Source organism: Microbacterium sp. Bi128 (assembly GCF_918698205.1).
The window spans coordinates 1-5872 of sequence record NZ_CAKKMM010000246.1; the positions used below are offsets into that span (position 1 = coordinate 1).

Below are 5872 nucleotides of genomic sequence, written 5' to 3' on the forward strand. Positions count from 1 at the left end.
GGGCACCACGTCGAGGTGCCCATGCAAGACGAGCGCGGGCTTCTCGGGGTTGCGCCCGGGAACGCGCGCGCACACGTTCGTGCGGCGCTCGACCGGCTCGTAGTACTCGGTCGCCAGCCCCAGTCCTTCGAGGTACGCCCCGACGTACTCCGCTGCCTCGCGCTCGCCGCGAGACCGACCCCCACCGAAGTTCGTGGTGTCGAAACGGATGAGGTCGGCGGCCACGCGGGCGACCTCGGGCGGGTCGGCATCGTGCTCGGACATGCGCACTACGGTACCCGGGCCGCACCCCCTCCCCCGCCCACGCGCGGCCGGGACGCGCCCGGGAGCGACCTCGGTTCGAGGCGGGGCGCCCGGCGTGGTAATGTCGTTCTTCGTTGCGAAAGCAGCGAACACCCAGATGCGCGGGTGGCGGAATAGGTAGACGCGCTAGCTTGAGGTGCTAGTGCCCGTATAGGGCGTGGGGGTTCAAGTCCCCCCTCGCGCACAGAATGAAGGCCCCGGATTCGTCCGGGGCCTTCGTCGTTTCCCGCCGCACGACCTGTGACACTCGCGAAACGCCGTCGTGACATCACCGGCCTAGCGTCGAGGCATACCGGAAGGACGGATGCCACATGTACCGGTTCCACGTTCCCACGATCGACATCTCGCCGTGGGTCGGCCCCGGGCCCGACCACGCACGTGCGGCCGTCGTCGCCGCCGTCGACCACGCCTGCCGCACCGTCGGGTTCATGCAGATCGTGGGTCATGGCATCCCGAACGTCGTCATCGACGACCTCGAAGCCGGGATCGATGAGTTCTTCGCGCTGCCGCTGGAAGTCAAGAAGCAGTACGTGCGTCCGGCGGGTGAGAACCGCGGATACACCCCACCCAAGAGCGAATCGCTGAGCTACAGCCTCGGCGTCGACCCGGTGACGCGCATGAACGACTTCTTCGAGGCGTTCAACGTCGGGACGTCGTGGCGGGAGTATCCCGGGACCGCGGCGACCGCCGCCGACTACGCCGAGAACACGTGGCCGGATGCCGTTCCTCCCTTCCGCTCCGCGGTCGAGGAGTACTTCGTCGAGGCGCGGCGGGTCGCCCGCACCCTGACGCAGATCTTCGCCGCCGCCCTGCGCGTGCCCGAGGACTTCTTCGACGCCCTCACCGATCACTCCATCGACGTCTTGCGGATGAACAACTACGCCCTGCCGCCGGGCTCGATCGAGCTCGGTGCCGAGCTGACGGGCATGGGCGAGCACACCGACTTCGGCCTGGTCACCGTGCTGTGGGCCGATCAGGTGGCCGGGCTCCAGGTACTGGGGCTGGACGGATCGTGGAACGACGTCATGCCCGCGGACGGGGCGCTGCTGGTGAACATCGGCGACGTCGCCGCGCGTCTGACCAACGACAAGTGGCTCTCGACGCTGCACCGCGTCAAGCCGCCCGTGATCGACGGGACGATCGAGCGGCGCCGGTCGGCGGCGTTCTTCCACGACGGGAACGCGGATGCCGTCGTCGACGTGCTTCCCCACTTCGTGACGCGCGAAGCGCCGGCGCTGTACGAGCCGGTCACCGTCGCGCAGCACATCGCCGCGAAGCTCGCCGGATCGCGTGCCGGCCGCAAGAACCTCACGGCCGTGCGCGAGGCAGCCCGGGTGACGGCGAGCCACGGCTAGCCAGCCGGGGGCGATAAACGCCGCCGCGAGTGAGACACGGCGTGCCATGCCGTGTCTCACTCGCGGGAGCGTTTATCGATGGATGCCGCAGACTCAGGCCGCGGACACGCCGAAGAGCAGGCCCAACACGTACGTCACCGCGGCGGCGCCGAAGCCGATCGCGAGCTGACGGAGGCCGCGCTTGAGCGGGGACGCTCCGGACAGCAGACCCACCATCGCGCCGGTCCCGAGGAGGGCGATGCCCACGAGCACGAGGGCCACCACGACCGCGACGAGTCCGCTCAATCCGAACAGCCACGGCAGCACGGGGATGATCGCGCCCGAGGCGAAGAACAGGAAGCTCGACAGGGCCGCCCCCCAGGCGCTCCCGACCACATCGTGCGAGGACTCGCCGGGGGCGGCAGCCACCGGAGCGTTCCCGTTCTGCGCCGCCGAGACGACGTCTCGAGCCTTTGCGAGAGCCTCGTCGGCGTCCATCCCGCGCGTGCGGTACACGAGCGCGAGCTCGTTGGCATCCAGGTCGAGGTGCGGCAGGGCCGAGTCGGCGTAGTCGCTCTCCTCGGTGGCCTCGAGCAGCTCACGCTGCGAGCGCACCGACACGAACTCGCCCGCACCCATCGACAGGGCCCCGGCGAGCAGGCCCGCGATACCGCTGAACAGCACGAAGCTGGGGGCCACGCCGGTGGCCCCCACACCCATCACGAGCGCGAGGTTGGACACCAGGCCGTCGTTCGCGCCGAAGACGGCGGCGCGGAACGTGCCGGACAGGCGCCGGCGTCCGCGCGCGGCGAGACCTCGCACGACCTCGTGGTGCACTTGCTCGTCGGCAGCCATCTGCGCCGTGGCGTAGGGCTCGTCGGCGTACGGCGAGCGCGCCTCGGCGTTCTGGGCCAGCGCGAGCACGAAGATCGAGCCGAAGCGGCGCGCCATCCACGCGAGCATCGTCGTGCCGAAACCCGCGCGCGGCAGTCGCTGCGGGGTGTCGCCGAGCAGGTCGAGCCAGTGCTGCTCGTGGCGGCCCTCGGCCTCGGCGAGCGCGAGGAGGATCTCGCGCTCCTCGCCGGTGCGGCGGCTGGCGAGGTCGCGGTAGACGCGCGCCTCGGCGCGTTCGTCGACGAGGTAGCGCGCCCAGCGGCGGCGGTCGCGGGCGGTGGGTGTGGCGGCGATCGTCACGGGTCTCCTTCGGGTCGCCCCCACGTTAGGCGGCGGCATCCGCTCCCCCGGGCGCGTCGGCCGATACTGACAGCATTTCGGGGCCCCGAACCCCGGAAAGACGCGGATGCCACGGGGTCCGTGCCAGCATTTCGGAGGCGCGAAACCGCCACCGGGCGGCGTCAGGAGCGCACGCGCTGGCGCAGCACCTCGATGCGGGCCTGGAGCTGCGCGACGGTGGCGTGCGAGACCGCGGGGCCCCCGCAGATGCGGCGGAGCTCGGCGTGGACGAGCCCGTGCGGCTCTCCGGTGCGGCGGGCGTACAGCCCGACGAGACTGTTGAGCAGCTGCCGCTGCTCCTTCAGCGTGCGGTGCAGTGGCTGGGGCAGACCGCCCTCGTCGACGCCCGGTGGCTCCTGGCCGCTCGCCTTCTGCTGCTCCTCGCGGCTCGAGCGGTGCCGCGACTGGCGGGAGGCCCGCGTCATGAGGACTTCGTGCACCTGCTCGGGTTCGAGGAGCCCCGGGATGCCGAGGAACTCCTCTTCTTCGATCGTGCCGGGGACGGCGAGCTGGCCGAATTCCTGCCCGTCGAAGAGCACGCGGTCGAAGTGGGCGAGCGAACCGAGCGCCTGGTACTCGAACTCCTGCTCGAGCGCGTCGGAGGCTTTGTCCTCGCGCTCGGCGGCATCCATCATGTCTTCTTCGGCGTTCCACTGGTCTTCCGCGTCGCTGTCGCGGTCGAGGGCGTGGTCGCGCTGGGCCTCCATCTCGCCGGCGAGCGCGAGGAGCGGCGGCACGTTGGGGAGGAACACGCTCGCGGTCTCGCCGCGGCGTCGGGCGCGGACGAATCGGCCGATCGCCTGGGCGAAGAACAGCGGGGTCGACGCGCTCGTGGCGTACACGCCGACGGCGAGGCGCGGGACGTCGACGCCTTCGGACACCATGCGGACGGCGACCATCCAGCGGCTCGTGCCCTTCGAGAACGTCTCGATGCGGCTCGAGGCCTCGGCCTCGTCGGAGAGCACGACGGTGACCTTCTCGCCGCTGATGTCCTCGAGGATCGTGGCGTAGGCGCGCGCGGCGGTCTGGTCGGTCGCGATGACGAGGCCTCCGGCATCCGGGACCGTCTCGCGCACCTCGGTCAGGCGTCGGTCGGCCGAGCGTAGGACCGCGGGGATCCAGTCGCCGTTGGGGTCGAGCGCGGTTCGCCACGCCTGCGACGTGATGTCCTTCGTGTTGTCCTGCCCGAGCTGGGCCTCCATCTCTTCGCCTGCCTTGGTGCGCCACCGCATCTGCCCGGCGTAGACGAGGAAGAACACGGGGCGGACGACCCCGTCGTCGAGCGCGCGACGGTAGCCGTAGGCGTAGTCGGTGCGCGAGAGGCGGATGCCCTTGTCGTTCGGGTGGTACTCCACGAACGGGATCGGCGCGGTGTCGCTGCGGAACGGCGTCCCCGACAGCAGCAGGCGCCGGGTCGCCCGCCCGTACGCCTCGCGGAGCGCGTCGCCCCAGCTGAGGGCGTCGCCGCCGTGGTGCACCTCGTCCAGGACCACCAGGGTTCTGGCATCCATCGTCAGGCGCTGGTGCACCTCGGCCTTGACGGCGACCTGCGCGTAGGTGACCGCGACGCCGTGGTACTGCCGCGACGGAGTGGCGTGCCGGTTGGAGAAGAACGGATCGAGGCGGATGCCGACGCGCGCGGCGGCCTCGGCCCACTGGGTCTTGAGGTGCTCGGTGGGGGCGACGACGACGATGCGATCGACGACGCGGCGACGCATGAGCTCACTGGCGAGACGCAGGGCGAACGTGGTCTTTCCGGCGCCCGGGGTGGCGGCGGCGAGGAAGTCGCGCGGGCCTTTGCCCTCGCCGTCGGGTCCGTCGAGGCCGAAGTACAGGTCGAGCGCCTCGGCCTGCCACGCGCGCAGGCGCTGGGCGGTTCCCCAGGGGGCGCGCTGCGGGAACGAGGGCGAGAGGTGCTCGGCGGCGAAGCTGCCGAAGTGCGGCTCGGTGCCGTCGGGGTCGCGGGGCTCGAGGTCGAGGGACGGAGTGCCGCCCGGCGCGGAGTCACGCGGGGCCGGGACCGTGCCGAAGGCCGGATCGACCGCGACGGGAGCCGTGGTGTGCGAGGTGTCGGGGAGGGGCGTGGTGCGGGTGTCGTCTTCCAGCATCGAACCTCCATCCCTCGCGAGCGCGAACATCAACGATAGGTCACCGGGCCGGGCCACGGCGCCGCACTGTGGAGCGTTCCGCCCTCGCACCAGCGATAAACGCGATTCACGCCCAGACACGGTGCGACACCGCGTGTCTCGACAGGAACGGCGTTTATCGAGGTGGGGCGTCATGGTGTCAAGGCGTCGTCGGCCTCCGCGCGAGGATGAGTAGGTTGGTGGCATGCGCCAGTACATCTTCGGAACCGGACTCCTCAGCGCCATCACGGGCGGCATCACGCTGCTGCGCGGCCTCCGCAACGACGAGCCGTTCACGTGGCGCACGGCCCTGGCGTGGCTGAGCTGGGGCATCACGCTCGCGCTGGCCGTGGGCGCCGTCGTGGACACGCGCCGGGCGCGCCGCGGTCGTCAGGTCTCCGGCGACTCGCCCGTCGCGCGCAAGCAGCAGAAGCTCCTGAAGAAGCGCCTCGCGCGCTGACACGAGAACAGAGGATGCCAGGCCCGGGGGCCCGGCATCCCTTCAGCGCGTGAGGATGAGCGCGTCGCCCTGACCGCCCCCGCCGCACAGCGCGACCGCGGCGGTGCCACTCCCCCGCCGCACGAGTTCGTGCACCGCGTGCACGACGAGGCGGTTGCCCGACGCACCGATCGGGTGGCCGATCGCGATCCCGCCGCCGTGCGGGTTGACCACCTCGTCGGTGAGCCCGAGTTCGGCCTGCGACCGGGCCACCACGGCTCCGAAGGCTTCGTTGATCTCGACGTGGTCGAGGTCGGATGCCGCGATGCCCTGCTTGTCGAGGGCCTGGGCGATGGCCCGTGCGGGCTGCGCGTGCAGCGAACTGTCGGGTCCGGCGACCTGTCCGGCCGCGCCGACGACGGCGAGGACGTCCCAGC

Annotated in this window: 4 protein-coding genes, 1 tRNA gene and 2 pseudogenes; 3 read left to right on the top strand and 4 right to left on the bottom strand. The window is 71.3% G+C overall.

Features of this window, described 5'->3' with window-relative positions:
• A pseudogene (locus LQV45_RS16025) lies at window positions 1–264 on the bottom strand (hypothetical protein); the annotation flags it as partial.
• A 138-nt stretch (window positions 265–402) separates the two neighbouring features.
• Here LQV45_RS16025 and LQV45_RS16030 point away from each other — a divergent pair.
• A tRNA-Leu gene (locus LQV45_RS16030) sits at window positions 403–487 on the top strand.
• A 127-nt stretch (window positions 488–614) separates the two neighbouring features.
• The gene (locus LQV45_RS16035) at window positions 615–1658 is read left to right on the top strand and encodes an isopenicillin N synthase family oxygenase (RefSeq protein WP_230007892.1); all 1044 of its coding nucleotides are present in this window, start codon (window positions 615–617) and stop codon (window positions 1656–1658) included.
• A 93-nt stretch (window positions 1659–1751) separates the two neighbouring features.
• On the opposite strand, the gene LQV45_RS16040 is transcribed toward LQV45_RS16035, so the two are convergent.
• Together LQV45_RS16040 and LQV45_RS16045 are read right to left on the bottom strand one after the other, a co-directional pair.
• Window positions 1752–2870, bottom strand: coding sequence for a VIT1/CCC1 family protein (locus LQV45_RS16040; protein ID WP_374208229.1), 1119 nt, complete (start codon window positions 2868–2870; stop codon window positions 1752–1754).
• Between the two features lie 122 nt (window positions 2871–2992).
• The gene (locus LQV45_RS16045; protein WP_230007894.1) at window positions 2993–4978 is read right to left on the bottom strand and encodes a DEAD/DEAH box helicase; all 1986 of its coding nucleotides are present in this window, start codon (window positions 4976–4978) and stop codon (window positions 2993–2995) included.
• A 223-nt stretch (window positions 4979–5201) separates the two neighbouring features.
• Here LQV45_RS16045 and LQV45_RS16050 point away from each other — a divergent pair, with 223 nt between their 5' ends.
• Window positions 5202–5456: a hypothetical protein gene (locus LQV45_RS16050; RefSeq protein WP_230007895.1), complete on the top strand. Its 255-nt coding sequence runs from the start codon at window positions 5202–5204 to the stop codon at window positions 5454–5456.
• Window positions 5457–5498: 42 nt separating this feature from the next.
• On the opposite strand, the pseudogene LQV45_RS16055 reads toward LQV45_RS16050, so the two are convergent.
• Window positions 5499–5872 (bottom strand): annotated as a pseudogene (locus tag LQV45_RS16055) (acetyl-CoA C-acyltransferase); the annotation flags it as partial.

Excerpts from the sequence above, each read along its gene's own strand:
- LQV45_RS16035 (WP_230007892.1), top strand. The coding sequence starts at position 615 with ATGTACCGGTTCCACGTTCCCACGATCGACATCTCGCCGTGGGTCGGC.
- LQV45_RS16040 (WP_374208229.1), bottom strand. The coding sequence starts at position 2,870 with ATGCCGCCGCCTAACGTGGGGGCGACCCGAAGGAGACCCGTGACGATC.
- LQV45_RS16045 (WP_230007894.1), bottom strand. The coding sequence starts at position 4,978 with ATGCTGGAAGACGACACCCGCACCACGCCCCTCCCCGACACCTCGCAC.
- LQV45_RS16050 (WP_230007895.1), top strand. The coding sequence starts at position 5,202 with ATGCGCCAGTACATCTTCGGAACCGGACTCCTCAGCGCCATCACGGGC.